General features: G+C 64.9%; 25 protein-coding genes. 18 read left to right on the top strand and 7 right to left on the bottom strand.

Annotated features, from left to right (window positions below):
- Positions 1-167 precede the first annotated feature (167 nt).
- From U0177_RS01310 to U0177_RS01295, 4 genes are read left to right on the top strand one after another with little or no spacing between them, the layout of a single operon-like run.
- Positions 168-1,022 carry a phosphate ABC transporter substrate-binding protein gene (locus U0177_RS01310; RefSeq protein WP_409569072.1) on the top strand — a complete coding sequence of 285 codons (855 nt, stop codon included), beginning with the start codon at positions 168-170 and terminating at the stop codon, positions 1,020-1,022.
- Positions 1,019-1,882 (top strand): phosphate ABC transporter permease subunit PstC, encoded by an 864-nt coding sequence (pstC, locus tag U0177_RS01305; protein WP_409568774.1) that lies wholly within the window; start codon positions 1,019-1,021, stop codon positions 1,880-1,882. Before U0177_RS01310 ends, pstC begins: the two co-directional genes overlap by 4 nt.
- Entirely contained in the window at positions 1,879-2,715 is an 837-nt protein-coding gene (gene pstA / locus U0177_RS01300; RefSeq protein ID WP_409568773.1) for a phosphate ABC transporter permease PstA, read from the top strand. The genes pstC and pstA overlap by 4 nt, the downstream gene beginning before the upstream one ends.
- A 13-nt stretch (positions 2,716-2,728) precedes the next feature.
- Positions 2,729-3,484, top strand: coding sequence for a phosphate ABC transporter ATP-binding protein (locus U0177_RS01295; RefSeq protein WP_409568772.1), 756 nt, complete (start codon positions 2,729-2,731; stop codon positions 3,482-3,484).
- A 62-nt stretch (positions 3,485-3,546) separates the two neighbouring features.
- Here the strand turns inward: U0177_RS01295 and U0177_RS01290 are convergent, their stop codons facing one another.
- Entirely contained in the window at positions 3,547-4,098 is a 552-nt protein-coding gene (locus tag U0177_RS01290) for an RNA polymerase sigma factor (RefSeq protein WP_409568771.1), read from the bottom strand.
- Positions 4,099-4,318: 220 nt separating this feature from the next.
- On the opposite strand from U0177_RS01290, the gene U0177_RS01285 reads away from it, so the two are divergent.
- The 4 genes from U0177_RS01285 (at position 4,319) to U0177_RS01270 (ending at position 7,231) form a co-directional block, all read left to right on the top strand.
- Positions 4,319-4,978: a protein-L-isoaspartate(D-aspartate) O-methyltransferase gene (locus U0177_RS01285; protein WP_409568770.1), complete on the top strand. Its 660-nt coding sequence runs from the start codon at positions 4,319-4,321 to the stop codon at positions 4,976-4,978.
- A 24-nt stretch (positions 4,979-5,002) separates the two neighbouring features.
- Positions 5,003-5,674, top strand: a complete 672-nt coding sequence (locus U0177_RS01280) for a site-2 protease family protein (protein WP_409568769.1) — start codon at positions 5,003-5,005, stop codon at positions 5,672-5,674.
- A 240-nt stretch (positions 5,675-5,914) separates the two neighbouring features.
- Entirely contained in the window at positions 5,915-6,670 is a 756-nt protein-coding gene (tpiA, locus tag U0177_RS01275; protein WP_409568768.1) for a triose-phosphate isomerase, read from the top strand.
- Between the two features lie 90 nt (positions 6,671-6,760).
- Positions 6,761-7,231, top strand: a complete 471-nt coding sequence (locus tag U0177_RS01270; RefSeq protein ID WP_409568767.1) for an MgtC/SapB family protein — start codon at positions 6,761-6,763, stop codon at positions 7,229-7,231.
- Positions 7,232-7,265: 34 nt separating this feature from the next.
- Here U0177_RS01270 and U0177_RS01265 read toward each other — a convergent pair whose 3' ends face one another.
- On the bottom strand, positions 7,266-7,640 hold the full coding sequence (locus U0177_RS01265) for a response regulator transcription factor (protein WP_409568766.1): 375 nt from the start codon (positions 7,638-7,640) through the stop codon (positions 7,266-7,268).
- 205 nt (positions 7,641-7,845) lie between these two features.
- Here U0177_RS01265 and U0177_RS01260 point away from each other — a divergent pair, with 205 nt between their 5' ends.
- The 9 genes from U0177_RS01260 to U0177_RS01220 all read left to right on the top strand — a co-directional run bounded on the left by U0177_RS01260 (position 7,846) and on the right by U0177_RS01220 (position 18,540).
- The gene (locus tag U0177_RS01260; RefSeq protein WP_409568765.1) at positions 7,846-8,358 is read left to right on the top strand and encodes a MarR family winged helix-turn-helix transcriptional regulator; all 513 of its coding nucleotides are present in this window, start codon (positions 7,846-7,848) and stop codon (positions 8,356-8,358) included.
- 274 nt (positions 8,359-8,632) lie between these two features.
- Positions 8,633-11,038 (top strand): endopeptidase La, encoded by a 2,406-nt coding sequence (gene lon / locus U0177_RS01255; RefSeq protein WP_409569071.1) that lies wholly within the window; start codon positions 8,633-8,635, stop codon positions 11,036-11,038.
- Positions 11,039-11,502: 464 nt separating this feature from the next.
- A complete protein-coding gene (locus U0177_RS01250) occupies positions 11,503-12,429 on the top strand; it encodes a hypothetical protein (RefSeq protein ID WP_409568764.1) in 927 nt (308 codons plus the stop codon).
- A gap of 645 nt (positions 12,430-13,074) precedes the next feature.
- On the top strand, positions 13,075-13,830 hold the full coding sequence (locus U0177_RS01245) for a hypothetical protein (RefSeq protein ID WP_409568763.1): 756 nt from the start codon (positions 13,075-13,077) through the stop codon (positions 13,828-13,830).
- Between the two features lie 53 nt (positions 13,831-13,883).
- Positions 13,884-14,351 carry a CBS domain-containing protein gene (locus U0177_RS01240; RefSeq protein WP_409568762.1) on the top strand — a complete coding sequence of 156 codons (468 nt, stop codon included), beginning with the start codon at positions 13,884-13,886 and terminating at the stop codon, positions 14,349-14,351.
- A 93-nt stretch (positions 14,352-14,444) separates the two neighbouring features.
- Positions 14,445-15,530 carry a pyruvate dehydrogenase (acetyl-transferring) E1 component subunit alpha gene (gene pdhA, locus U0177_RS01235; RefSeq protein WP_409568761.1) on the top strand — a complete coding sequence of 362 codons (1,086 nt, stop codon included), beginning with the start codon at positions 14,445-14,447 and terminating at the stop codon, positions 15,528-15,530.
- Between the two features lie 3 nt (positions 15,531-15,533).
- A complete protein-coding gene (locus U0177_RS01230) occupies positions 15,534-16,532 on the top strand; it encodes a pyruvate dehydrogenase complex E1 component subunit beta (RefSeq protein WP_409568760.1) in 999 nt (332 codons plus the stop codon).
- Complete coding sequence (locus U0177_RS01225) at positions 16,520-17,842, top strand: dihydrolipoamide acetyltransferase family protein (RefSeq protein WP_409568759.1); 1,323 nt, start codon at positions 16,520-16,522, stop codon at positions 17,840-17,842. The genes U0177_RS01230 and U0177_RS01225 overlap by 13 nt, the downstream gene beginning before the upstream one ends.
- Positions 17,843-17,979: 137 nt before the next feature.
- A complete protein-coding gene (locus U0177_RS01220; protein ID WP_409568758.1) occupies positions 17,980-18,540 on the top strand; it encodes a dTDP-4-dehydrorhamnose 3,5-epimerase family protein in 561 nt (186 codons plus the stop codon).
- Between the two features lie 145 nt (positions 18,541-18,685).
- Here U0177_RS01220 and U0177_RS01215 read toward each other — a convergent pair whose 3' ends face one another.
- The 5 genes from U0177_RS01215 to U0177_RS01195 all read right to left on the bottom strand — a co-directional run bounded on the left by U0177_RS01215 (position 18,686) and on the right by U0177_RS01195 (position 23,012).
- The gene (locus U0177_RS01215) at positions 18,686-19,060 is read right to left on the bottom strand and encodes a YraN family protein (RefSeq protein WP_409568757.1); all 375 of its coding nucleotides are present in this window, start codon (positions 19,058-19,060) and stop codon (positions 18,686-18,688) included.
- 24 nt (positions 19,061-19,084) lie between these two features.
- Positions 19,085-20,338, bottom strand: a complete 1,254-nt coding sequence (locus tag U0177_RS01210; protein WP_409568756.1) for a Glu/Leu/Phe/Val family dehydrogenase — start codon at positions 20,336-20,338, stop codon at positions 19,085-19,087.
- A gap of 104 nt (positions 20,339-20,442) precedes the next feature.
- Complete coding sequence (locus U0177_RS01205; protein ID WP_409568755.1) at positions 20,443-20,844, bottom strand: hypothetical protein; 402 nt, start codon at positions 20,842-20,844, stop codon at positions 20,443-20,445.
- Between the two features lie 74 nt (positions 20,845-20,918).
- Positions 20,919-22,502, bottom strand: a complete 1,584-nt coding sequence (locus U0177_RS01200; protein WP_409568754.1) for a flippase — start codon at positions 22,500-22,502, stop codon at positions 20,919-20,921.
- Between the two features lie 33 nt (positions 22,503-22,535).
- Positions 22,536-23,012 (bottom strand): DinB family protein, encoded by a 477-nt coding sequence (locus U0177_RS01195; RefSeq protein ID WP_409568753.1) that lies wholly within the window; start codon positions 23,010-23,012, stop codon positions 22,536-22,538.
- A 256-nt stretch (positions 23,013-23,268) separates the two neighbouring features.
- Here U0177_RS01195 and cas10 point away from each other — a divergent pair, with 256 nt between their 5' ends.
- Entirely contained in the window at positions 23,269-25,422 is a 2,154-nt protein-coding gene (gene cas10, locus U0177_RS01190; RefSeq protein WP_409568752.1) for a type III-A CRISPR-associated protein Cas10/Csm1, read from the top strand.
- Positions 25,423-25,424 lie beyond the last annotated feature (2 nt).

The following is a 25,424-nucleotide window of genomic DNA, read 5'->3' as shown; positions in this document are numbered from 1 at the left end:
CGCTCCTCCAGAGCCGTGCCCCGCAGCGCGCTGCAGCATGGACGATCGCCCCGCCTGCCGGCGCGGTGGGCGCGATGTGACGCTCCACCGCCGGTGCCTGCCTGTAAGAACATGGTATAATACGCACGCTTTTAATAATTGCTTAATATACCAGAGACAACCATTTGATGCACATCGTTTGCTCGTTGCCGCCATACGCCGCCACGCCCCGACGCCCGTCGGTACGCTGGCGGTATTTGCTGTGGCTGGCGCTGCTGCTGCTCACCGCCTGCGGCCAAGATCAGTCGGGCCTGACGGTTACCGGCTCGACTTCGGTCGCGCCGTTCGCCGAGCACCTTGCCGAAATGTACCAGCGCGCCCACGTCGGCACGGCGATCAATATCCAATCGCTCGGCTCGGGCGCAGGCATCCAGGCCGCCATCGACGGCGTGGCCGAGATCGGCATGTCGTCGCGCCAGCTCAAGCCCGAAGAGGCCGCCAAGCTCGACGAGCTGGTGATCGCCCGTGACGCGCTGGCCGTGATCGTGCATCCCGACAACCCGGTTTCCCAGCTGAGCCTTGCGCAGGTGCAAGATATCTTTTCCGGCAAGATTCGCACCTGGAAGGCGTTTGGCGGCCCGGATGAGCCGATCAACCTCGTGATCCGCGAAGCTGGGTCAGGCACCTTCAGCGCGTTCGACGAGTTGGTGATGAAAGGCAAGCAGGTTACCACCAGCGCGCTGCGCCAAGGCTCGAACGGCGCCATCCGGCAGGTCGTGGCCGAGGATCCCAATGCCATCGGCTATATTTCGCTCGGCATCGTCGACTCAAGCGTCAAGCCATTGACGATCGACAATGTAGCGCCGTCGGTGGCGCATGTCGAGGCCGGTAGCTACAAGTTTGTCCGGCCGTTTTTATTTATCTGGCAGAAAAATCATACCTTCAGCCCGCTGGCCGAACAATACGTCAAGTTTGTTATGAGCGATGAAGGCCAGCAAGAGCTGCAAAAGCTCGGCCTGGTGAAAGGAGCGGCATCGCGATGAAAGAGCGCGGCATTGGCGTTCTGCTGCTCGCCACAGCCCTTGGCGCGCTGATCGCGCTGGGCCTGATCACCTATTTCATCTTTCAGGCCGGCGTGCCGCTGATTGCAAAAGTTGGCCTGTGGCAGTTCCTCAGCGGCACCGAGTGGAATCCAACCGCGAAAGTGCCGAAGTTTGGCATTCTGCCGATGATCGTCGGCTCGCTGTGGCTCACGTTTGGCTCGCTGCTGATAGGCGTTCCGCTTGGCCTGGCCGTGGCGGTCTTCATGGTCGAGCTGGCGCCGCCGCGCCTCGCAGTGCTGATGCGCCCGGCGATCCAGCTGCTGGCCGGTATTCCCTCGGTGATCTATGGCTTTATCGGCCTCACGCTGCTGGCGCCGCTGATCCGTGCGACGCTGGGCGGGCCGGGCCTGAGCGTGCTTACCGGCGCGATCATTCTTGGCTTCATGATATTGCCCACGATAATCGCAATCTCCGAAGATGCTATGCGCGCAGTGCCGCTGGCTATTCGCGAGGGCGCGGTGGCGCTGGGCTCGTCGCACTGGCAGGTGATCATCGGTGTGATCCTGCCTGCCGCGCGCTCGGGCATTATCGCTGGCGTGATCCTGGGCATGGGCCGCGCGCTCGGCGAAACCATGGCCGTGATCATGATGATCGGCAACTCGCTGAATATTCCGGTTTCGCCGCTCCAGCCGGCCACCACGCTCACCAGCAACATCGGCCTCGAAATGGCCTACGCCGGCGGCGATCATCGCCAGGCCCTGTTTGGCACCGGCGTTGTGCTGTTTATTTTTATCATGATCTTAAACGCGCTCGCCACCACATTTGTGCGGCGCCCCGCTACCAGCCGGAGAAGTGCATGACCACTGCGCGCACTCAACGCATCGCCTTTGGCTGCATCTGGGCAGCCGCCGTGCTGACGCTGGCCGTGCTGGCGCTTGTCGTCGGCCTGATTATGATCCGTGGCCTGCCCTCGATCAGCTGGGGCTTCCTGAGCGGCTCGCCCGAGAATCTCGGCCGCGACGGCGGTATCTTCCCCACGATTGTCGGCACTATTGTGCTTGGCGCGGTGTCGCTGCTGATCGCGACACCACTCGGCGTCGGCGCGGCGATCTACCTCACCGAATATACCCACGAAAGCCTGCTGACGCGCGCGATCCGCTTTGGCACCGAGTCGCTGGCCGGTGTGCCCTCGATCATCTTCGGCCTGTTCGGTTTTATCTTCTTCGTTACCTACCTGCAAATGGGCTGGTCGATCCTCGCGGGCGGCCTGACACTGGCGCTCATGGTGCTGCCGACAATCATCCGCACCACCGAAGAGGCGATCCGAACCGTGCCCCAGAGCTACCGCAATGTCAGCTATAGCCTGGGCGCCACGCGTTGGCAAATGGTCACCACGGCGGTGCTGCCAAGCGCGCTGCCCGGCATTGTCACAGGCGTCATCCTGGCGTTTGGCCGCGCCGTCAGCGAGACCGCTGCGGTGATTTTTACCGCCGGCACCGCGCTTAATCTGCCTAAGTCGGCGTTCTCGCCCGTGCGCACCATGGCAGTGCACTTCTACATCCTGGCAGTCGAGGGCATTTCGCTCGAAAAAGCCTACGCTACCGGCGCAGTGCTGATTGTGACGGTGCTGCTGATCAATATCATCGCCAGCTCGCTGATTACCCGCCTGGTGCGCCGCCAAGTGCGGCGGTAAGTGTAAAGGCGCTATGGATAGCAAAATCGAATTTGATCATTATACGCTGGCATATGGCCGCGATACCGTGCTGAACGACATTACGCTCTCGGTTGCGCGCAATGCCGTGCTGGCGGTGTTTGGGCCGGCCGGCAGCGGTAAGAGCGGTTTCCTGCGCTCGATCAACCGTATGGCCGAGCTCGAGCCCAACGAACGCCACAGCGGCGATATCCGCATGGATGGCACCAGCCTGTTCGTGCCCGGCGTCGACCTGCCGGCCTTGCGCCGCCGCGCCGCGATGGTGTTCGCGCAGCCGGTGGCACTGCCAATGTCGATCTACGATAATGTGAGCTATGGGCTGCGGCTGTCCGGCAAGCGCGAACGCCGCCAACTCGATGAGGCGGTCGAGCGATCACTCCGCGCGGCGACTCTGTGGGACGAGGTAAAGGATCGGCTGGATAGCTCGGGGTTGAACCTTTCGGGAGGCCAGCAGCAGCGCCTGAGCATCGCGCGCGCGCTCGCGCTTGGCCCCGAGGTGTTGCTGCTCGACGCGCCAACTGCCGCGCTCGACCCGATCTCGACCGGCAAGATCGAGGATATGCTGCTCGATCTCAAAGCGAACTACACGATCGTGATCGTGCCGCATAGCATCCAGCAGGCCGCGCGCGTGGCCGACGCGGCGGCTTTTTTCCTCAACGGCTCATGCGTTGAGTATGGCCCCGGCAACCAGCTGTTTGTGTCGCCACGCGATACCCGCACCGAACAATATGTGACCGGCCGGTTCGGCTAGCGCGCATACAACAAGCCGCCCGCCAGGCTTACTGGCGAGCGGCTGCGTCGGGCCAAATATTGCTATGCGGTTACGGCGGTTGTTTGCAGCCGGCGGGCTAGCGATTGGAGGCCGCGATGCTGGAGCGCTTTCACCGAGCCTTCGGTACGGCCCAGCTTCTGCGCGACCTCTTGGATCGACATCTCGGCAAGAAAGCGCATCTGAATCACCTGGCGCTGCTCGGCCGTCAGGTCATCCAGCGTGCTGGTCAGCTCCTCGTACTCTAGCTGTGCGCCAACGCTGATTTCAGGGCCATCGCACCAGCCGCCCCAGGAATCGAGCGGAACCTGCTGGCGGTTGCGCCGCCGCCGCATAACGTCGATCGTTCGGTCGCGCGCGATGCGATACAGCCACGCCGAGATGGGCCAGCCACGATCTTCATACCGGTGAATCCCCTCAAGCATTCGTAAGAAGACCTCGGCCTGGAGATCTTCGGCGAGCTCGACCTCGCCGATGCGGAAGTAGATGTAGCGGTAGATCGCCGGCGCGTAGCGCTCGTAGATCTGCGTGAACGCACCGTGATCACCCTCTTTCGCACGAACAACCAACTCGGCATCTGAGACGTTGTGCAACATTGTTCTGCTTCCTGCTTGGCCGCTGCGTGGCGGCGCTGCTGTGTCGAGCTATTAACTGGAGAGAGTCTAGCAACTGCACCATACCAGATTGTTACCAGGGCGGCCGGCCTGCCGCGCATGGTGTGATTGACTTCGGCCAGCGCTACTTTGTCACCGAGGCTGTACGACAGCCAGCCGTATTCTGCCGACTGCGGTATAATACCGGCAGCGGAGGAGTGATATGGACTCAAAACACGAACGCTACACCATGGTGCGCAACCAGCTCGAGCGGCGCGGGATACACGATCAGAGCGTGCTCGACGCGATGGCCAGCGTGCCGCGCCATTTATTCGTGCCCGAAGAGACGCGCGACCAGGCGTATGGCGATCACGCGCTGCCGATCCTTGAGGGCCAGACGATCTCACAGCCGTTTATCGTGGCGCTCATGGCGCAGGCGCTGCTGCTGAACCGCAGCGAGCGCGTGCTCGAGATTGGCGCGGGGTCGGGGTACGCGGCCGCAGTGCTGAGCTTGCTGGCTGGCGAGGTGTATGCTGTCGAGCGTAAGCCCGCGCTGGCCGAGAGCGCCGAGCGGCGGCTGCGCGAGCTTGGCTATACGAATGTACACGTGATCGCCGCCGATGGCACGGCCGGGCTGCCCGAGTACGCGCCCTTTGATGGCATCGCCGTGTCGGCTGCGGCGCCGTGGGTGCCGCGCCCGCTACGCGACCAGCTGGGCGAAGGTGGCCGGCTGGTGATCCCGGTTGGTGGGCGCGACGCGCAGCTGCTGCTGCGGCTGACGCGCCGCGATCACCAGACGCAGGCCGAGCGCCTGGGCGAGGTGCGCTTCGTGCCGCTGATTGGCGAGCACGCCTGGCAGCCTAGCGGGCACGCCGATGGTTGACAGCATGCAGGAAAGCGAACAATTGTGAATCGTCTGTTTCAAACCCCCGACGAAGCGATCTTTCGCGGCCAGGCCAACGACAATTTCGAGCTGCTGAAGGCCTGGGCCGGCACTACGCTAGCGTACGCAGTGCTACGCACCGGCGCCGGAAACCTGCTGAGCACCGGGTTCATCTCGAACCTCTTGGTATCGGCGGTGGTGTGTGGCCTGGGCTTTGTGCTGCACGAGCTGGCGCACCGGGTGGTGGCGCGCCGCTATGGCGCCGAGGCGCATTTCGTGGCGAACAACGGCTGGCTGCTGCTGTCGATCGTGATCGCCTTCGCTGGCTTCTTTATCGCCGCGCCAGGGGCGGTGTGGCACCGTGGCTATCTCACCACCCGCCAGGGTGGCCTGATCGCCCTGGCAGGCCCGGCCACAAACCTGGTGCTGTCGCTGCTGTTCTTTATTGCCCTGATAGGCATTGTGGTTGCGCAGGTAAGCGTGCCGCGCATTGTCATCGATATCTGCTTTATTGGCTTTAGCTTGAATGCCTGGCTGGGGCTGTTCAATATGATCCCGGCCGGCCCGTTCGACGGCGCCAAAGTGCTCAACTGGAGCCCGCTAGTATTCGGCATCACCGTGGCGATTGGCATTCTGCTCACGTTCGTGCTCGGTAGCGAATCGACGATTGTCACACTGCTGCGCTTTTTTCGGTAGGCACGGTTCAAGCCAGCGTTCCAGCTCATTGCCCCAAAGGCGTACGGGCGCGATAGATCGCGCCCGTACAGTGTCATATCGAAGCCTGCTCGGGTCTATGCCGCCGCCCCACTCTGCGCCTGGCGCACAAATTGTCGGATTCTAACGCCACGGTGAGATTTCGCCTGCCACGAATTGCGCGAGATGCGGTACAGTAGGCACACGCGGCCTGTTCTATGTGGCTTGAAAAGGAGTGAAATCATGCGTATTCCCCTGCTTGCTGGGAATTGGAAGATGTACAAGACGATTGGCGAAGCGGTGGATTTGGTCGAGGCGTTGCTGCGCGATCTCGGCGACACATCCGACCGCGAGGTGCTGGTATGCCCGCCCTATACGGCGCTGCACGCGCTAAGCTCGCTGCTGCAAGAGACGCCGATTGCGCTGGGCGCGCAGGATGTCTACCCCGAGCCGCAGGGCGCCTTTACCGGCGCGATCGCACCGGGCATGCTGGCCGATGTTGGCTGCCGCTATGTGATTGTTGGGCATAGCGAGCGCCGCCACGTGTTCGGCGAGGGCGACGCGCTGATCAATCGCAAGCTGCACGCGGTGCTCGGCAGTGGCCTGCGCCCGATCTTGTGTGTGGGCGAAACCAAGCCGCAGCGCGACGCCGGCGAGGCCGAGGCGGTGGTGGTAAGCCAGGTGCGCGCAGGGCTGGCTGGGGTCGAAGCTGGCGCGCTCGGCAACTGTGTGATCGCCTACGAGCCGGTGTGGGCGATTGGCACCGGCGATACCGCCACGCCCGCCGATGCCCAGGCGATGCACGCAACCATCCGCGGCACGCTGGCCGAGCTGTACGACCGCGAAATCGCCGATACAATCCGCATCCAGTACGGCGGCAGCGTCAAGCCCGATAACGTCGACGAGCTGATGCGCCAGCCAGACATCGACGGCGCGCTGGTTGGCGGCGCGTCGCTCAAGGCCGATAGCTTTCTGCGGATCGTGCACTTCAAAGCATAGCCACGCAACCCCCGGCGCACGCTACTTGCTGAACAAGCCACCAGGCTGCCGTTTTGGCGCCCTGGTGGCTTGTCTGTGGAGGAGCGGTAAATGGAGATCGAGCTATGGATTTTGCTGCGCGTGTTTGTCGCGGCGCTTCTCAGCGGCCTGATTGGCTACGAGCGCGAGATGCACGGCAAAGATGCCGGCCTGCGCACGCATATGCTGGTTGCGGTTGGCGCCACGCTGTTTGTATCATTTACCGACCTGTTTATTCTGGAGTATCAGCCGCTGGCCCCGCCGGCGCCGCCTGGCAACTTTCGCCTTCAAATTGAGCCGCTGAACACTGTTGAAGCGATTGTTACGGGCATAAGCTTTCTAGGCGCCGGCACGATCTTTGTCTCGGGCAAGCGCGACCGCGTGCAGGGCCTGACCACTGCGGCGTCGATATTGGTAACCGCCGCGATCGGCATTGCGGTAGGGCTCGAGCGCTACGTGCTGGCGGTGGGCAGCACGCTGATGATCTGGCTGATCCTGTATGTGCTCGGGCGCCTGCCGCTCAGGTCGGGCGATGACCGCTAGGGCGGACGCGCCTCCGTGGCATTGACGCTGCGGCTCAGCGCTCTTCGAGCGTGGTCGTGGCCAGCCGGCGGAGATGCGTGACCTTCACTGGCTTCGTTACGTAATGATCGACCTGCAATCGCTGCGCGGCCGCGTATAATTCCGGCGAGCTGTAGGCGGTCATCAGAATGATCCGCGCCGCGATATGGCGGTGCCGCACTTGTGAGATCAGCTCGAGGCCGTTCATCGCCGGCATGTTATAGTCGGTGATAATCAGGTCGGGGGTGTGCTCGCCGATAGCCTCGAGCGCTTCGTGGCCGGAGGCGGCTGTTGCGATCAGCCAGTCGCAGGCGAGCGTGCGTAGGGCCTGGGCCACCAGGAAGCGCTGGTTCTCTTCATCATCAACAATCAGGATCGAGCGGAATGTCATGATATGCCTCGGCGCATTGCTGCGAGGATGTGTTGTCGCAATGCTAGAATGATACTCTTCAGCCGATCCGCTGTGGCTCACAAGATAGTAGCGGAATAGTGGCGGGGTTGTAATATATTTCTATTCACAAAATTATTTCCTGAATTGATTTGACGCGGCTGCCTGCTCGTGATATACTTAATGATATTAAATATTTACAGGATATATGTTCAGCGAAAAGGGCAGGCGCATGGGCACACAGGGCAGCGATCCCTTCGAGCAGATCGAGCGGGCGATCATCCAGATTGGCTGGCTAGGGCAGCGTCAGTTCATGCAGCTGCTGGCTCACGCGCGTTTCGACTTGACGATACCGCAGTATCATACACTGTTACACCTGAACTACTGCCATGGCGAGTGCAAGATGTCGGATCTGGCGCGCGCCACGCACCAATCGGCTGCCTCGCTCACCGGCGTGGTCGACCGGCTGCTCGAAAAGCGGCTGGTCGAGCGCGGCCGGCCCGAGGGCGATCGGCGGCAGGTGGTGGTGAGCGTCACCGAGCGCGGCCGCGAGCTGCTACGGGCGATCGAGCATACGCGGCGCGATGAGCTGCGCGCCGCGCTGGAGCATATTCGGCCCGAAGATCTCCACGAGCTTCAGCGCCTGCTCGACGCAGTGTTGGCCGCGATGCTGCATACGATTGAAGCGGCCGAGCCGCCGTTTGGCATGCATAGCGCATAGCCAATTTCGTGCCGGCCGAACCTGAGAAGGTTAATAATCGGTGTAACAGTGAAACCGCTCAAGGTGCGCGAGGCGCGGGAGCGCTGTTTTCAGCCAGCGCTCATCTCAAAGCTAGCAAAGATGTGGTACCATGCGTAGTGTATGAAGCTAAACTTAAGCCCTTTAAAGCAAAGATCAAACGTTTTGCATAGAGCGCACTCACCCGGTCAGATAGCCTGACAAGCGAGGATACACGATGAGTAAGAACCGAGAACTCTCCGAGCGAGAGCCAGCAATGCCCAGCCCTGGCCGCGCCGAGCCGGTCGAGCGCGACCTTCCGCTGGTAGTGCTTGGGGAGATGGTCATTGTTCCGCGGATGTCGGTGCCGCTCCAGGTGCCTTTTGGAAAATCATCGCGGGCGATGGAGCAGGCATGGGGTGATGATCAGGAAGTGCTGCTGATCTTTGTCTCGGCCGAAGAGATCGAGAATTATAAAAGCGGGCAGCCCAACCAGCTCCCGCCAATTGGGGTGATCGCGCAGCTGGAAGAGCTGATCAAGCTGCCCGACGATACATTCCGCATTATTCTGCAGGGTTCGCAGCGCGCGCGGATCGAGGCGATTGTGCAGGCGGAGCCGTTCTACCGGGTACGCTGCACGCCGATCGTCGAAACCGAGCCGACCGGTATGGAGGTCGAGGCGCTGATGGACACGGTCAAGCAGCAGATGGACGAGCTGGTCGATCACCTGGGCGAGGTGCCGCAGGACGCCGTGGCGTTCGTGCACCGGATCGACAAGCCTGGCCACCTGGCCGATATCGTGACCTACGCGCCAGCGTTTGAGTTCAGCGAGCGCCTTGATATTCTGAACGAGATCGACCCGATCGAGCGGCTGCGCAAGGCGTATATGCTGCTGGCGCGCCAGCTCGAGCTGCTGAAGCTGCGTCAGAAGATCCAGCAGGATACCAAAGAGATGCTGGATCAGAGCCAGCGCGAGTATTTTCTGCGCGAGCAAATGCGCGTGATCCGCCGCGAGCTTGGCGAGGATGAAGATAGCGACGACCCGATCGACGAGCTGAAGCGCAAGATCGCCGAGCTGAAAGCGCCCGAGTATGTAAAAGAGCAGGCCACACACGAGCTGAAGCGGCTGGCCCAGCAAGGCATGAACAGCCCCGAGTCGGGCGTGATCCGCACCTACCTGGATTGGATCATCTCCCTGCCTTGGTCGGAAGAGGACATGCCCGAGATCAGCATCAGCCAGGCCCAGGCGGTGCTCGACGAAGACCACTATGGGCTCGAGAAGGTGAAGGAGCGCCTGCTGGAATACCTGGCGGTGCGCAAGCTGGCCGGCAGCAAGATGCGCAGCCCGATCTTGTGCCTGGTCGGCCCGCCCGGCGTTGGGAAGACCAGCCTGGGGCGCTCGATCGCGCGGGCGCTGGGCCGCGCCTTTGTGCGCACCAGCCTGGGCGGCATCCGCGACGAGGCCGAGATCCGTGGCCACCGGCGTACCTATATCGGCGCGATGCCCGGCCGGATCATTCAGGGTATGAAGACGGCGAAGTCGCGCTACCCGGTCTATATCCTCGACGAAGTCGACAAGATCGGGCAGGACTTTCGCGGCGACCCGACTTCGGCGCTGCTCGAGGTGCTCGACCCGGAGCAGAACAATACGTTTTCGGATCACTACCTGGAGATCCCGTACGATCTTTCGCAGGTGGTGTTTATTGCCACTGCCAACCAGCTCGACCCGATCCCTGGGCCGCTGCGCGACCGCATGGAGGTAATCGAGATCGGCGGCTACACCGAGGACGAGAAACTCGGGATCGCGCAGGGCTTTCTGGTACGTAAGCAGCGCGAGTTCCACGGGCTTACGACCGAGCAGCTGCAGATCACCAACGCAGCGGTGCTAAAGCTCATCCGCGAGTATACGCGCGAAGCGGGCGTGCGCAACCTCGAGCGCGAGCTGGCGAGCCTGTGCCGCAAGGTGGCGCGCAAGGTCGCGGCAGCCGGCGATGCGGCCAAGGCACAATCGGCCGATGGCGTAGAGGCACCCGCGAGCGAGGCAGCAGCCCAGCAGTACGTGATCGACGAGGGCGACATTGTGACCTACCTTGGCCCGGAGCGATTCTCGTTCGGCCTGGCCGAGGAGAAAGACGAGATCGGCGTTGCCACTGGTGTGTACTGGTCGCCAACCGGCGGTGACACGCTGTCGATCGAGGTGTTGCCGGTGCGCGGCAAAGGCGCGCTCCAGCTCACCGGGCAGCTCGGCGACGTGATGAAGGAGTCAGCGCAGGCGGCGCTCTCGTACGCGCGCTACCGCGCCGACCAGCTCGGGATCGACCCGAACTACTTCGAGGAGCACAACATCCACGTGCACGTGCCGGAAGGCGCGGTGCCGAAGGATGGCCCCTCGGCCGGCATCACGCTGACGACTGCGCTGATCTCGGCGATGACCGGGCGGCCGGTGCGGCGCGATGTGGCGATGACCGGCGAGGTAACGCTGCGCGGCAAGGTACTGCCGATTGGCGGCCTGAAGGAGAAGACGCTAGCAGCGCATCGCGCCGGCATCAAGACGTTTATTCTGCCGAAGGACAATGCCAAAGACATCAGCGAGCTGCCGCAGAAAGTGCGCGACGATCTGCAGCTTATACCGGTGTCGTCGATGGAGGAAGTGCTGAAGATCGCGCTGGCGCGTAGCCAGTAGGCCTGCAGCCACTACCTGCAAGCATGCCCTCGCTTCCCAACCAGGAGGCGGGGGCGTGTGTTTGGGTGTGACGGAAAGTCTTGCACGTGGTAGGATGAGGTCGCGACTCAATTTCTGCAGGAGCGATATGATGAGCCACCCGCTTGACGAACACACCTGGCATCGGATGACGGAGGAGATTCTGGCTGGGATGCGCGACTGGCGCCTGGCGCATCCGAAAGCCACGCTCCGCGAACTCGAGGACGAACTGGATACTCGCTGGGCGCGCGTCCGAGCGCGGATGCTCGAAGCTATGGCACTCGCGAGTGCTGCCGCCAACTGGACCGCCGCACCGGAGGGTCAGCAGCCGTCTTGCCCGGATTGCGGTCAGCCACTCCACCTCCGTGGCGCTGACACGCGCACACTCCAGACCCACGGTGGTCAAACGCTCACGCTCAATCGCCAGTACGGAAGTTGCCCCGCCTGTGGCGCGGGCCTTTTTCCCCCTCGATGAAGAACTGGGCTTGCTGCCCGGCTCTCTGACCCCACGACTGCACGAAGCGCTGGTTCGGCTCAGCACCCATATCCCCTCATTCGCGAAAGCCGCTCGCGAGCTGGCCTTCTTTACCGGTGCCCAGATCCATCCCGATACTGCGCGAGCGCGCACGGAAGCGGCTGGTGCGATGCTGGTCGCCTACGAGACCACCGAAGCGGAACGCATCCTGCGTGAGCAGCCCGCGCCACCCTGCGCGCCGAACCGCCTGCTGCTCAGCGTCGATGGCGCCATGGTGCCGCTCGTTCACGGCCAATGGACCGAAGTGCGCACACTCGCGGTTGGCGAGGTACAGCCGGCCCAGAACACCGCCGATGGCCCAGGTGTGCACACGACCACCCTGTCCTATTTCTCGCGCCGCACCGACAGTACGAGCTTTGGCGAGCTGGCGACCCTTGAATTGCACCGGCGCGGGCTTGAAGGCGCACGACAGGTCGGCGCAGTGGTTGACGGAGCGGTCTGGTGTCAGTCATTCGTGGATCTGCACTACCCCGACGCGGTGCGCATCCTCGACTTTGCCCACGCGGCGGAATATCTGACAGAGATCGGCCAAACGGCTGGCAGAGACGGCGCACTTCTCACACCGGCTCGGGTGGCGGAACTGCGTCACGCGCTCAAACACGATGGCCCGGCCTCGGTGCTGCCGCTGCTTCGGACGCTGATCGCGACAGTGCCGAGCACCACCGAACTGGCCAGTTGCCTGGCCTATCTCGAAAGCCGAGAGGCGCAGATGCAGTACCCGCAGTTCATCGCGGACGGGTGGCCGATTGGCAGCGGGATGGTCGAGAGCGCGAACAAACGCCCAACTCGTCATCGAGGGGGGAAAAGGCCCGTGCCGCAGGCAGGGCAGGTGCCGTAGGAACGCGCCAGGTTCAAGGATTGGCCGCCGTGTGTTTGGAGTGTGCGTGTGTCAGTGCCACGGAGGCGGAGCGGTTGGCCACAATCCGGGCAAGTCGGCTGCTGCTCCGCCGGTGCAGCAGTCCAATTGGCGGCCGCACTGGCGAGCGCCATAGCTTCGAGCATACGCGCTCGGACGCGCGCCCAGCGGGTATCCAGTTCGTCCTCGATTTCGCGGAGCGTGGCTTTGGGATGGGCCTGGCGCCATTCGCGCATCCCAGCCAGAATCTCCTCAGTCATCCGATGCCAGGTGTGCTCGTCAAGCGGGTGGCTCATCGCATCGCTCCTAGAGAAAATGTGTCGCGACCTCATCCTACCACCTGCAAGACTTTCCGTCACACCCCGTGTGTTTTTGGCGGTTGCAGAGCCTCTGCCTTTCTGCTATACTTCCCGGCTGGATTCAGCGTCTGATAGCAGAATGACGATGTGCTAACCATCCGATTTCGCGCGGCGTATGGTTGTGCACACCCGCGACGTGGCACGGCAAGCACCTGGCTTCCCGCGGCACAGAACCTGGAAAGCGAGCGCAGTTTCGTTGGCGCAGCCGATGACGATCGTTGGGCATCTGGCGCCGGATCTCGATTGTGTCACCGCGATTTGGATCCTGATGCGATTCGCCGATGCCGGCGATGCCGAGCTCGAGTTTGTGCCGGCCGGCAGCACCTGGCAGAGCTTGCCGGCCGATGCCAACCCACGCATCGTGCATGTTGACACTGGTGGTGGCCGTTTTGACCATCACCAGCGCAAGGTGCAGAACCTGTGCTCGGCCGAGCTGGTGCGCCGCGCGCTTGCCCCCTACGACCAAGCGCTCGAACGAATGGTGCGCCAGGTCTGCCAGATCGACAACGCCCTGGCGCCAGCTAGCGAGCAGGGCTTTTTCAACATCAATGCGCTGATCACCGGCTATAACCTGCTGTTCCCCAACCGGCCGCGCCACGTTGCCTACGCGATGCTACCCAACCTGGACGCCTGGTACGAGCATGAGATCCGCCAGATACGCCTTGAGCAGGCGTTTGCGCGGCGGCTCGAGTTCGATACGCGCTGGGGTTTGGGAATTGCTATGGAGAGCGAAGACGGCGGCTCGAGCAAGCTCGCATACCGGCATGGCGCAGTGCTATACGCCTACCGCGACGGCCACGGCTGGATGGGCGTGGCAGCGCAGGCGCGGTCGAAGGTCGATCTGACGCCGGTGTTCCAGGCGCTGCAATTGGTCGATGGCGATGCCGATTGGTATTTGCACCCGAGCACGCGGCTGTTGCTGTGCGGCAGCCCGAAGGCGCCGCCGCGGGTGGCCTCGCGCCTGAGCCTGCCCGAGCTGGTGCGTGTGATCCAGGGCGAGCGTCCGGCCCAGGGCCGGCGCTAAATCAATGAACCGCGTAATTCGCAGCTGTGTCGAGCGTTATAGGAGCTAGAGCCATGCAAGTTCGCGAGATTATGACCGCCGACGTGATTAGCGTGCTGGAGACCAGCACCATCGAAGATGCCGCCCGCGTGCTAGCGCGCCACCGCATTAGCGGCCTGCCGGTGGTGAACGACGCTGGCTCGCTGGTGGGCCTGGCGACAGAGTACGACTTTATCTCGAAAGAAGGGCATACCGTGGCCGACATTATGAGCCGCGGCGTGATCAGCGTCACCGAAGATACCAATGTCGAAGAGGTGGCGCACCTGCTGGCTAACCGGCGCATTCGGCGTGTGCCGGTGCTGCGAGGCGATCGGCTCGTCGGTATTGTGAGCCGGTCGGATCTGATCAAGCAGATCGCCATGCGCTGGGTGTGCCCGGTGTGTGGCGAGGTCGTTCGTGGGCCACAGGCGCCCGAGCAGTGCCCGCGCTGCCACGCGCCTCAGAGCGTCTTCACCCACGAGACGATGCACCCGGGGATGTAGGAGCGAATAACGCGCAGCCGACGCAGCAGTGGGATGGAGGCGCCCCGCTGCGTACCGGTGCGCGCCTGACGCAGTGTTAAGGAGCGAGGAACCATGGCGAAACAAGCCAAACAGCCGGTTGATGGCGCCGAGGAGGTACGGCGCGACCTTTCGGGCGAGGACCCGGAGCAGCTGAAGCACTACTACTACCAGATGCTGCTGCTCCGGCGCTTCGAGGAGCGCGCCGGCGAGATGTACACCAAGGCCAAGATTGGCGGCTACTGCCACCTCAACCTGGGCGAAGAGGCGACGATCGTGGGCCTGATGGCGGCGCTGACGGCCGACGACTACATTTTCACAAACTACCGCGAGCACGGCTATATCATCGCGCGCGGCATTGAGCCGGGGCCGGTGATGGCCGAGCTGTTCGGCAAAGAGACGGGCGTGTCGCGCGGGCGCGGCGGCTCGATGCACCTGTTCGATGCAGGCACCCACTTCATGGGCGGCTACGCGATCGTCGGTGGGCAGCTGCCGCTAGCAACCGGCGCGGCCTACGCGCTGAAGCAGCAGAACCGCCCTGGCGTCGTGGTGTGCCAGATGGGCGACGCGACTACGAACATCGGCGCGTGGCACGAGTCGCTCAACCTGGCGGCGCTGTGGAAGCTGCCGGTGATCTACCTGATCGTCAATAACGGCTACGGCATGGGCACAACCGTCGAGGAAGGCGCGGCCGAGCCGGATCTCTACAAGCGCGGCGCGGCGTTCCGCATGCACGGCGAGCGCGTGGATGGCCGCGATGTGCTGGCGATACGCGACGCGGCCCGGCGGCTGCGCGAGCGCGCCGAGAACGAGAAGCAGCCGGCGATTCTCGAGGCGGTGAGCTTTCGCTTCCGCGGCCACTCGGTGATCGACGCCGACCGCTACCGCGACCCTGAGGAAGTGAAGCAGGGCCGCGCGCAGGATCCGGTGTCGATGTTCGCGCGCCAGCTGAGCGACGCCAAGATCGCCGACGACGCCTGGCTGAAAGAGACGGCCACGCGCGTCGAGCGCGAGGTGCAGGAGGCGATCGATTTCGCCGACAAGAGCCCCGACCCCAAGATCGAAGACCTGTTCGACTATATGTATGCCACGCCCGTGCCAAACACGCCCGGCCGCGAGGAAGCGCTGGCGATCGCCCGGCAGGCGCAAGGAGGGCGATAACGTATGCCAGTGATAACCTACCGCCAGGCGCTCAACGACACCCTGGGTGAAGAGCTGGCGCGCGATGAGCGCGTCGTGCTGATGGGCGAGGAGATCGGCAAGTTCCAGGGCTCGTACCGGATCACCGAGGGGTTGCAGAGCGAGTTCGGCAAGCAGCGCGTGGTCGATACGCCGATCGCCGAAGAAGGCTTCGTGGGCCTGGCCGTTGGCGCGGCGATGCTGGGCATGCGCCCGGTGGTCGAGATCATGACGATCAACTTCATCCTGGTGGCGATCGACCAGATCGTGAACCATGCCTCGAAGATCCACTATATGTTCGGCGGGCAGGCACGCGTGCCGCTGGTGGTTCGCACGCCTTCGGGCGGCGTGGGCCAGCTGGCTGCCACGCACTCGCAGAGCTTCGAGAACTGGTTCGCCTACTGCCCGGGCCTTAAGGTGGTGGCGCCTTCAACGCCCTACGACGCCAAGGGGCTGCTGCGCGCCGCCATCCGCGACGACGACCCGGTGATCTTTATCGAGAGCCTGGCGCTGTACGATACCAAGGGCGAAGTTCCGCAAGACGAAGACTACACCCTGCCGATTGGCAAGGCCGAGGTGAAGCGCGAGGGCACCGATATTACGGTGGTGGCCTACTCGCGCATGACCGTTGTGGCGATGCAGGTAGCCCAGAACCTCGAAAAAGAAGGCATCAGCGTCGAGGTGGTCGACCTGCGCTCGCTGCGGCCGCTCGACCGTGAGACGATCGTCAATTCGGTGAAGAAGACCAGCCGGGCGGTGGTGATCGAGGAAGACTGGTACTCGTATGGCATTGGCGCCGAGATCGCCGCGACCATCCAGGAGGGCGCGTTCGACTACCTCGACGCGCCGGTGCTGCGGGTGGCCGGCGTGGAGGTCCCGCTCCCGTATGCCGCCAAGCTATCGCAAGCATCCAAGCCGGGCGCGCAAGATCTGATCAATGCGATCTATCGCTCGCTGGAAGGAGGCAAACGATGGCAGAAGTAACCATGCCGCGCCTGAGCGACACAATGTCGGAGGGGTCGGTTGGCCGCTGGCTGAAGAAGCCGGGCGACAGGATCGAGAATGGCGATATTATCGCCGAGATCGAGACCGACAAGGCGACAATGGAGCTGCAATCGTTCGAGAGCGGCACGCTGCAGAAGATCCTGGTCGAAGAGGGCAAGGTGGTGCCGATTGGCCAGGTGATCGCGCTGATCGGCGAGGGCGCGGCCCCGGCCGAGGCCGCACCGCCGGCCGGCGACCAGCAGACCCCGGCCGAGGAGGGTGGCGCCGAAGCAGTAGCGCGTAACACCGCTGAGGCGCGCGCCGAGGCCCAGCAGGCGCCTGCGCCGAACGCGCCACAGCCGCAGGCCGCGCCAGCGAATGGCCAGGGCGACGAGCATATCAAGGCCTCGCCGCTGGCGCGCCGGCTGGCGGCCGAGCGCGGGATCGACCTGCGCCAGGTGCAGGGCACCGGGCCGGGCGGCCGGATCATCAAGGAGAATGTCGAGAGCTTCCAGCCCGCCAGCGCGCCGGCCCCGGCGCCGCAGCCACAGGCGCCCGTGCCAGCACCAGCGCCAGCGGCCCCGGCGCCGCAGCCACAGGCGCCCGCGCCAAACGCAGCCGCCGAGCCGCTTGGGCGCATGCGCCGCGCGATCGCGCGGGCAATGAGCGAGTCGAAGCCGGGCGTGCCGCATATCTACGTCACGGTCGAGATCGACATGGGCGCGGCCATGCAGCTGCGCAAACAGATCAACGACAGCGGGGCGGCCGATGTCAAGGTGTCGGTGAACGACCTGGTGGTGAAGGCTGCCGCGAAGGCGCTGGTGAAGCTGCCGGCGGTGAATACCAGCTTCGCCACCACCGGCGATGGCCAGGCCGGGATTGTGAAGCACAGCGGCGTGCACGTGAGCGTGGCGGTGGCGCTGGACGATGGCCTGATCGCGCCGGTGATCAAGGACGCCGACAAAAAGAGCATCGGCACGATCGCCGCCGAAGTGAAAGACATGGCCGGCCGCGCGCGCGAGGGCAAGATCAAGCAGAACGAGCTCGAGGGCGCGACCTTCCAAGTGACCAACCTGGGCATGTATGGCGTGGTCGAGTTTGGCTCGATCATCACCGCGCCGCAGGCGGCCTCGCTGGCGGTTGGCGCGGTGCGCCAGGTGCCGGTGGTGCGCGGCGGCCAGATCGTGGTGGGCGAGGTGATGAATGTGACCCTCAGCGCCGACCACCGGATTGTCGATGGTGCGGTGGCGGCGCAGTACCTGGCCGAGCTGCGCAAGCTGCTCGAGGCGCCGATGAGCCTGCTGGTATAGCGCACGCGGCGAACCGAAAACCGAGAGCCGGGCGCGCCTCGCGGCGCCCGGCTCTCGGTTTTTGATGCCCGGTTCTCTGCTATAATGCGCGCCAGCAAGAAGATATCCAATCGCTGGCCCAAGGAGATACGACAGCCATGAGCGCTACCCAGAGCGACAGCACGCCTAAGCACGCCGCCGATGTGACGATCGAGTGGCTACGCAGTATTCGCTACCAGATACAGCCGGCATCGCGCGTGCCGACGATCGAGGGCGTGATTGTCAAGGATCTGCGCGTGAACCTCGACGGCCGCGGCGACGTGATCGAGCTGTGGAGCCGGCCGTGGATCGAGGCCGAGAACCTGGTGATGCCGGCGCACGTGTACCAGAGCGCCACCGACCATGGCGTGGTGAAATGCTGGCACCTGCACGACATTCATACCGACCAGTTCACTGTAACGCGCGGCAAGCTGCAGGTGTCGTTGGTCGACATCCGGCCCGACTCGCCGACATTTGGGCACGTGAACGCGATCTTTCTCGGCTCGCAGCGCCCGCGGCTGATCAAGATTCCGCCGATGATCATGCACGGCTGGAAAGCGCTGACGCCGCCGGAGGTGATCGTGGTGAATCTGCAGTCGCACGTCTACGACGCCGCCGATGAGTTCAAGTTCCCCTGGAACTGCGTGCTGGAAGAGGTGTGGGAGCCGCGCAACGGCTAATACCTACCCCGTTTGATCGCTGCGTAATGCCCTGCCCGGCTTCGCCGGTCAGGGCATTGCAACGCGAAATTTCGGAGGCGGCGAAGCCGCCCCGAAGCCCCACATGCAGCAAGCGATCGGCCGGATGTGGCATAGCCGGCCACGCTCAGGCCTCTTCGACCGCGTCGCGGATATGGTTGATACGCGCCACGCGCCCGGCGCGGTCGAGATCGATGGCCACCACATCAATGCGCCAGGGGTGGCTCTGGTCGATCGCGTGCGCTTCAAGAAAGGCGTAGGCCAGGGCGGCCAGGCGCACCTGTTTGGCAGGGCCGATCGACTGCTCGGCCAGCCCAGGCTCAGCACCCTGGCGCGCCCGCACCTCAACGAACACCAGCACTGGCCCCTCGTGCATCACCAGGTCGAGCTCGCCGTGGGCGCAGCGCCACTTGCGCGCCACCAGGGTGTAGCCGCGCCGCAGCAGGTAGGTCGCGGCCGCCTGCTCGCCGAAGTCGCCCAGCCTGGCGCGCTTAGGAGGCATTGTGCTGGTGCACGGAGGCCGCCGCTACGGGTAAATGCCGCGCGTCAGCGTCGACTGGGCCACGCGCTCGACCGCCAGCAGGTACGCGGCCGTACGCATTGACAGGCGGCGCTCGTGAGCCTTGCGCAGCACATTCTGGAAGGCGTTGACCATCACGCGCTCGAGCTGAGCATTGACCTCGCGCTCGGTCCAGAAGAATTCCTGCAAGCCCTGCACCCACTCGAAGTAGCTCACCGTCACGCCGCCCGCGCCAGCCAGGATGTCGGGGATCACGAACACGCCGTTGTCGTAGAGGACTGCGTCGGCCGCGGGTGTGACCGGGCCGTTGGCGGCTTCGCCGATCACGCGCGCCTTGATCTTGTTGGCATTGGCCTCGGTGATCTGATTTTCGAGCGCGGCGGGGATGAGGATATCGCAGGGCAGCTCGAGCAGCTCGGCGTTGGTGACGTTATCGGCCTCGGCGAAATCGCGCAGCGCGCCGGTGCGATGCTTATACGCCAGCACATCGCTGATCGGCAGGCCGTGCGGGTTGTAGATGCCACCTTGGCTGTCGCTGACTGCCACCACCTGCGCGCCCAGCTCGTCGAGCACGCGTGCGCACACACTGCCGACCTGGCCGAAGCCCTGGATCACCACTTTGGCGCCGGTGATGTCGAGGCTCAGCGCGCGCGACGACTCGCGCAGCACGTACACCAGCCCGAGCCCGGGCGCCTCGACCCGGCCCTGCGAGCCGCCGACGTTGATCGGCTTGCCGGTGACCACCGCCGGGACGGTGTGGCCGGTCTGCATCGAGTAGGTATCCATGATCCAGGCCATTTCCTGGGCAGTGGTGCCAACATCAGGCGCGGGAATGTCGCGGTCGGGGCCGATCAGCAGCGAGATCTCGCTGGTGTAGCGGCGGGTCAGGCGTTCGAGCTCGTTCATCGACAGGCGCTTGGGGTCGCAGATCACCGCGCCCTTGGCCCCGCCATAGGGGATATTGACGGTATTGCACTTCCAAGTCATCCACATGGCCAGCGCGCGCACTTCGTCGATGGTGACATCGGGGTGGTAGCGAATGCCGCCTTTGGCCGGGCCGCGAGTGATGTTGTGCTGCACCCGAAAGCCGGTAAATACCTCGATGCTGCCGTCGTCCATCTTCACCGGGAAGTTGACGGTCAGCTCGCGCTGGGGCACGCGTAGGATGCGGCGCAGGCCGCTGCTGAGGTCGAGCATGTCGGCAGCGATATCGAACTGCCGCTGGGCATGGGCAAAAGAATTCTCGGCTTCAGGTGCCATCGGGATCCTCCTCGTCGAGTGCGGTTCGCTCGTGCCAGACTGCGCTGTCCGGCGGTTTAGGCTATGTGTGTCGGCCTTGCATCCCACCGACGCAGCGTGCTGCGCTATTCGTTTGGCTCGCCGCGGTAGCTATAGCGGCGATGCGGTTCGGCGGGCGGGGCGCTGAACCATGTGCGCGCGGCCAGGCGGCGGCTCTGGCGCGAGCACTCATGCTGCGCCCGCAGCGCTACCTGGCCGGCCCGCGCAATCAGCGGCTGGCGCGCGTGCGCCCAGCGGCGCAGCCCGCGCTTGATCGCCACCGCCGAGCGGCGAATGAGCCAGTTGCGGCGGCCGACCAGCGCCACGCCGATTACCAGAAACAGTACGCCTTGCAGCACCGGCAGCACCAGCCCGAGCACTCCCAGGATGATGAACAGCCAGCCAAGCACCTGCCGCACCACCGGCCAGACGAGCCGGCGCAGCGACAGGACCGTGCGCGCATATACGGATGATCGTCGTTCGCTCATACCACAGTATAGCATAGTCGGCGCGCGCGGCTCGACCATCGGGCGGGGTTCTGCGGCCACACTTTGGTGTTGCGTTAGGCCCGGCCGAGGGCGCGGCGCAGCAGCGCGCGCTCTTCGGCGCCAAACGCGCCTAGCCCGGCGAGCACGCCCAGGTACACCGGCGCGGCCACGATCGCGGCCAGCAAGCCGGCTGGCCCCAGATTGTACACGCCCAGCATCGCCGCGCCCATCAGCAGCGCCGCGAGTGCCGGGCGCCACGCCAGCGCCAGCAGCGGCGGCAGCACGCCCTCGCGGCGCAGAATCGGTAAGAACGGCAGCAGCAGCACCACCTCGGTGGCGACGGTGACGGCCGCCGCGTAGAGGTAGCCGTTGATCGGGTCGCGGGCGATCAGCACGAAGTTCAGCACCACGTTGGCCGCCGCCGCGATGCCGAACGCGATCGAGATCGAGCGCTGGCGGCCTAGCGCAATCAGCACATACTGCGAGACGCCATTGAAGTACGACAGTGGCAGATACCAGATCAGTATCGCCAGCGCAGTGGACGCGGCCGGCACGAAGCTGGGGCCGCTCAGCAGCAGGATGAGCTGCGGCGCCAGCACCATCATGCCGACGGTCAGCGGCCAGGCCAGCAGCTGCAGCAGCGCGGCGGCCTGGCGATAGAGCCGCTGCAGCGCCGCGCGATCGTGCACGGCGTGGCGCGCCAGCAGCGGGAATAGCGCCGCCACAAAGTACGGCGGCACGATCTGGGTCATGCCGATCCACTTATAGGCCGCGTCGTAGGCGCCAACCACTGTGTCGTTGCTGTAGCCGCGCAAGATCAGCGAGTCGAACTTGAAGAACACGCCCAGCAGCAGGCTGTTGAGCATGAGCGGGAAAGCTTCGCGCAGTAGCGCGCGCGCCTCGGCCCAATCCCACGCCAGCCTGAAGCGAAAAAGCATCCGCTGCTGAAGCGCAAAGAACAGCGCCGCGTTGAAGGTGGTGACCAGCAGCGCCAGCGCCGCCAGGCCGATCACGCGCCCGCCGACATCGGGGATGGCGGCAAGCATGAACGTGCCGATCAGCACCTTGAGCACATTGCTGGCCAGCGCGATCGAGGCTGGGATCTCCATGCGCTGGAAGGCCTGAAACGAGGCCGAGCAGGCCGCCGCCAGCGCGGCGGGCAGCAGGTGTAGCACCAGGATCGCCAGCGCCACCACCGACGGATCGCTCAGCGGGTTGCCGATCAGCTGGTAGGTGGCCACAATCGCGGCCGCGATCGGCGCGACCAGCAGCGTCAGCAGCCAGCGCAGCAGCAGCGTGGTGCTGAACAGCCGTGTGGCGCGGCTGTGGTCGGCGGCTACCTCGCGCACGGTCAGGTCGTTCAGGCCCCAGTTGGTGATCGTGACGAAGTATAGGCTGGCGATGGTGGCGACAATGCTGTATGCGCCATTGCCGGCCTGGCCAAGCGCGCGCAGCGTCACGGCGGCGAAGCCGAAATCGATGAGCTTGTTCAGCAGCGTGGCGGCGATTGGCAGAGCGCTGTTCTTCAGCACGCGCCTGGCGTTGTTGCTTTCGTCTTCGCGGTAGAAGCGCTGCCACAGCCAGGCCGCCAGCCCCAGCAGTGGCAGCAGCGCGGCTGCGGCGGCGAGAAACACAATGGTTTTGGTAGTCAGCTGCATATGCGCCGATTATAGCAAACTTTTGGGCAGGGGCTATGGCTGCGCAGCTAGCGTGCGCCGGATCTGGTCGATATGCCCCTCGCCGTGCGCGGCATACAGCCTGAGCTGGTCGTCGAGCGATACTTCACCGTTTTCGGGATGCAGGCCGGCGCGCGGCCAGGCGTCGCCGGGCAGTGCTTCCCAGAAGGCGACCCAGCGCGCGTGCAGCGCGCGCAGCAGCGCCAGCGAGGCGCTGACGTCGGCGCCCTGCGCGTCGGACAGCTCGGCCCAGCGATCCTGGTCGTAGGGCTTGAGAGTGGGATGATCCTCGGTGGCGATCAGCTTGCAGCGCACATACGCGTTCATGTGCGAGTCGGCCAGGTGGTGCACGTTTTGCGCGACGCTCCACTCGCCGGCGAGGAAGCGGGTGGTGAGCTGCACATCGCTCAGCTCGGCGCAGATGGCGGCGATCTGCTCGGGCAGCGCGCGGATCTTGGCGATCAGCGCCTGGCGTTCGGCTGCGGTTGGCATAGCGTTCCTTTCAGTGTGCGTCGGTCGGGAGATAGCGCAATTGTAGCATTGTTTGAGCTGCATGCTCAGAAGCTGTCTGAAAAGGGTGGTTTGGAGGGACGAAGTCCCTCGCACTTCCCCGTTTCAAACAGGTTCTCAGAAAATCCGCAACCTCGGAAATTCGTCGGCCAACAACTCCTAAAAATCGCCGCTGCTCCGTTCTACATGCGAGTACAAATTCTTAAGATTGGTTAAGCGAACGATCGGGCCCAAGCCGGTGATACCCGAACGCGTACAACGCCTCGCTCTCGCGGGGCTCCTGCACGATCTGCCTGCGCTGGCGGCTCAGGCCGGCCACACGCTGGCTGGCGCCGGCCGGGTGCTGGCGCTGGCGCGCCTGGCCGACCCAGGCGACCTGGCGCTGCTGCGGCGTGCCGAGCGCTGCGCTCTGGCGCTTGGCGATGGCTACGCGCTCGACGCCACCGGGCCGCTGTGCTCGGTCTTTGCGCACATTGCCGCCGGCGCGGTCGAGGCGCCGCTGGCCTGGCATGCGCTGGCGCCGCTGCCCCCAGCCGAGCTGTGGGAAGATGACCTGGCCGCTGCCGTTGTGCCTGGCCCGCAGCCGCGCGGCGCGTACCTTGAATCGATGTTTGACGCACTCGACCGCCTGGCCGCGACGGTCGACCTGACGCACTTCGCGGCGACGCACGCGCACCTGCTGGCCTGGATCGATCGCTACGGCGCCAGCCTGCCGGTGCATCAGGGCGACATCGCATTCTGCGATCATGCGCGGCTGACTGCGGCGGTGGCAGCCTGCCTGGCGCATATGCCCGATCCTGGCACGGCCGAGCCTTTCTGCCTGCTGGCTGGCACGCTCGTGGGCGCACGCGAGTACTGCCTGGCGGTGGCGCATCAGCACGCCGACCTGGCGCGCCTGCACGGCCGATCGCTGTATCTGCGCGCGCTGCGCGAGGCGCTCGGCCACGCGCTGGCCGAGCGCCTGGAGCTGCCGTACGGCAATGTCGTGAGCTGGGATGCCGGCCGATTGTACGTGCTGGCGCCGAATACGCCCGCGACCAACGCGGCCCTGGCTGCGTTCGCGGGCGAGATCGACCTGTGGCTGCACGGCGCTAGCGCCGGCGCGCTTGCGTTTGCTCTGGCGCGGCAGGATCTGGGCGAGGCGCAGTTTCAGCCCAGTGCGCGCGGCCAGGCTGGCTTCGGCCAGGTGATCGAAAAGCTGCACGCCGCGCTCGAGCGCGCGATTGGCCGGCCGGGGTGCGGCGCGCTGATCGGTGGCGAGGGCTGGCGCGAAGATGCGTTTGTGTTTCGCGAGCGCAGCTTCGCCAGGCGCGCGCCATGCGCGGCGTGTGGCCGGCTGCCCGCCAGCCAGGCGGCCAAGCTGTGCCCCCAGTGCGCGCGCGATGAGCGCCTGGGCGGCGAGGCGCTGCGCGCGCGCTACCTGGCATTCTACAATCGCGAGGTTCGCGATGCCGCCGAGCTTATGCCAGGCCGCGCGTTTCGGCCGCTGCCGGCGATCGAAGCGCATGCATTGGGCCAGCCATACCTCGTGGTGAAGCTCGACGACCCGAGCATCGACGAGCTCGCCGCGCTACCCGGCACATTTTGCTACAGCGCCGGCCGCGTGCCAGTTGGCGACGACGGGGCTACGCTGCGCCTGGCCGATATCGCCAGGCAGGCGCAGGGCCACGCGCTGCTTGGCTACGTGCAGCTTGCGATCGACGGTGCCGGCGCGCTGCCGGGGCGGCTGCGCCGCGACAGCGCCGTGCACGTGCTGGCGCTGCAGCGCGAGCTCGAGCTGTTCCGCGCGGCAGGGCCGCGGCGCCTGCTTGCCACAGCGGGCTACGCGCCGTTCGCGGCGCTGGATCTGGGCGACAGCGTGTTGCTGGCAGGGCCGTGGAGCCAGGCCGCCCCGCTGGCGATCGATCTGCGCGCCTCGCTCGGCCGCCGTACTGGGCAGCATCCCGGTATAAGCTGCTCGGCCGGGGTGCTGTTCAGCCGGCCCGGCTACCCGCCGGCGCGCGCGGCGGCTGTGGCTGCGGCAGGCGCCAGCATGGGCGATCGGCTGGCGCTGCTGGGCGAAACGCTGCCCTGGCCGGTGGCGATGGGCGTGCTCGACGAGATTGCCCGCCTGCACCAGCACGGCCAGACGCTTAGCGCCCAGCTGCTGCGCGACCTGGCCGAGTACGGGCGGCTTCAGAGGCTCTGGCGCGAAGAACAACGCGTCGAGGGGCTGCGCTACAAAGCCATGTTTGTGTATAGCATCAGCCAGGCGCTGCGGCGCGGCGATGCCGAGATCTACCAGTGGGCCGACGAACTGATCCAATCGCTTCACGGCCAGAGCGACAGCCCGGCTATGCGCTACCTCGGGCCGATCGCCACCTACCTGCTGCTGCTGCGGCGCGAAGAATGACG

It is taken from the genome of Kouleothrix sp. (assembly GCF_046328425.1).
Taxonomy (GTDB): domain Bacteria; phylum Chloroflexota; class Chloroflexia; order Chloroflexales; family Roseiflexaceae; genus Kouleothrix.
This window is presented reverse-complemented; position numbering and strand designations above follow the sequence as displayed.

Bases quoted from the DNA above. Each gene is read 5' to 3' on its own strand.
- U0177_RS01290 (WP_409568771.1), bottom strand. From the start codon at position 4,098: ATGTTGCACAACGTCTCAGATGCCGAGTTGGTTGTTCGTGCGAAAGAG.
- U0177_RS01230 (WP_409568760.1), top strand. From the start codon at position 15,534: ATGCCAGTGATAACCTACCGCCAGGCGCTCAACGACACCCTGGGTGAA.
- U0177_RS01210 (WP_409568756.1), bottom strand. From the start codon at position 20,338: ATGGCACCTGAAGCCGAGAATTCTTTTGCCCATGCCCAGCGGCAGTTC.
- tpiA (WP_409568768.1), top strand. From the start codon at position 5,915: ATGCGTATTCCCCTGCTTGCTGGGAATTGGAAGATGTACAAGACGATT.
- lon (WP_409569071.1), top strand. From the start codon at position 8,633: ATGCCCAGCCCTGGCCGCGCCGAGCCGGTCGAGCGCGACCTTCCGCTG.
- U0177_RS01240 (WP_409568762.1), top strand. From the start codon at position 13,884: ATGCAAGTTCGCGAGATTATGACCGCCGACGTGATTAGCGTGCTGGAG.
- U0177_RS01205 (WP_409568755.1), bottom strand. From the start codon at position 20,844: ATGAGCGAACGACGATCATCCGTATATGCGCGCACGGTCCTGTCGCTG.
- U0177_RS01310 (WP_409569072.1), top strand. From the start codon at position 168: ATGCACATCGTTTGCTCGTTGCCGCCATACGCCGCCACGCCCCGACGC.
- U0177_RS01200 (WP_409568754.1), bottom strand. From the start codon at position 22,502: ATGCAGCTGACTACCAAAACCATTGTGTTTCTCGCCGCCGCAGCCGCG.
- U0177_RS01270 (WP_409568767.1), top strand. From the start codon at position 6,761: ATGGAGATCGAGCTATGGATTTTGCTGCGCGTGTTTGTCGCGGCGCTT.
- U0177_RS01225 (WP_409568759.1), top strand. From the start codon at position 16,520: ATGGCAGAAGTAACCATGCCGCGCCTGAGCGACACAATGTCGGAGGGG.
- U0177_RS01215 (WP_409568757.1), bottom strand. From the start codon at position 19,060: ATGCCTCCTAAGCGCGCCAGGCTGGGCGACTTCGGCGAGCAGGCGGCC.
- U0177_RS01220 (WP_409568758.1), top strand. From the start codon at position 17,980: ATGAGCGCTACCCAGAGCGACAGCACGCCTAAGCACGCCGCCGATGTG.
- pstA (WP_409568773.1), top strand. From the start codon at position 1,879: ATGACCACTGCGCGCACTCAACGCATCGCCTTTGGCTGCATCTGGGCA.
- pstC (WP_409568774.1), top strand. From the start codon at position 1,019: ATGAAAGAGCGCGGCATTGGCGTTCTGCTGCTCGCCACAGCCCTTGGC.
- U0177_RS01245 (WP_409568763.1), top strand. From the start codon at position 13,075: ATGCGATTCGCCGATGCCGGCGATGCCGAGCTCGAGTTTGTGCCGGCC.
- U0177_RS01295 (WP_409568772.1), top strand. From the start codon at position 2,729: ATGGATAGCAAAATCGAATTTGATCATTATACGCTGGCATATGGCCGC.
- U0177_RS01195 (WP_409568753.1), bottom strand. From the start codon at position 23,012: ATGCCAACCGCAGCCGAACGCCAGGCGCTGATCGCCAAGATCCGCGCG.
- U0177_RS01285 (WP_409568770.1), top strand. From the start codon at position 4,319: ATGGACTCAAAACACGAACGCTACACCATGGTGCGCAACCAGCTCGAG.
- pdhA (WP_409568761.1), top strand. From the start codon at position 14,445: ATGGCGAAACAAGCCAAACAGCCGGTTGATGGCGCCGAGGAGGTACGG.
- U0177_RS01260 (WP_409568765.1), top strand. From the start codon at position 7,846: ATGTTCAGCGAAAAGGGCAGGCGCATGGGCACACAGGGCAGCGATCCC.
- U0177_RS01265 (WP_409568766.1), bottom strand. From the start codon at position 7,640: ATGACATTCCGCTCGATCCTGATTGTTGATGATGAAGAGAACCAGCGC.